Annotated in this window: 1 protein-coding gene; it reads left to right on the top strand. The window is 66.9% G+C overall.

Going from position 1 to position 471, the window contains the following annotated elements:
- Positions 1 to 471: terminase gpA endonuclease subunit (locus C1I89_RS33815; protein WP_181391128.1), on the top strand; the 471-nt coding region annotated here is incomplete at both ends.

Below are 471 nucleotides of genomic sequence, written 5' to 3'. Positions count from 1 at the left end.
GCGCCGGACTGGCAACGATTGCTGGAACGTCGCGAGGACTACCGCATCGGCACCGTGCCCGCTGGCGGTCTGCTGCTGACTGCCGGTGCCGACGTGCAGAAGGACCGCATCGAAGTCTCGATCTGGGCCTTCGGGCGGGGCAAAGCCGCATGGCTGGTGGAGCACCGGATCCTGATGGGCGACACGGCGCGAACCGAAGTTTGGTCGGCTCTCGCCAAGCTCATGGGAGAGACCTGGACCCACAGTTCGGGCTGCCATTTGAGTCTAGCGCGCCTGGCCTTGGACACCGGCTACGCCACCCAGGAGGCCTACGCCTTTGTACGCAGCGTGCGCGATGCGCGGCTCATGCCGATCAAGGGCATTGCTGGAGGTGCAGCGCTGATCGGCACGCCCACAGCGGTAGACGCCACCGCCAGCGGCAAGAAGCTGCGCCGTGGCATCAAGGTGTTCCCGGTGGCCGGCAGCATCGCC

The sequence above is a fragment of the Achromobacter pulmonis genome (assembly GCF_002885955.2).
Taxonomy (GTDB): Bacteria; Pseudomonadota; Gammaproteobacteria; order Burkholderiales; family Burkholderiaceae_B; genus Achromobacter; species Achromobacter pulmonis_A.
This window is presented reverse-complemented; position numbering and strand designations above follow the sequence as displayed.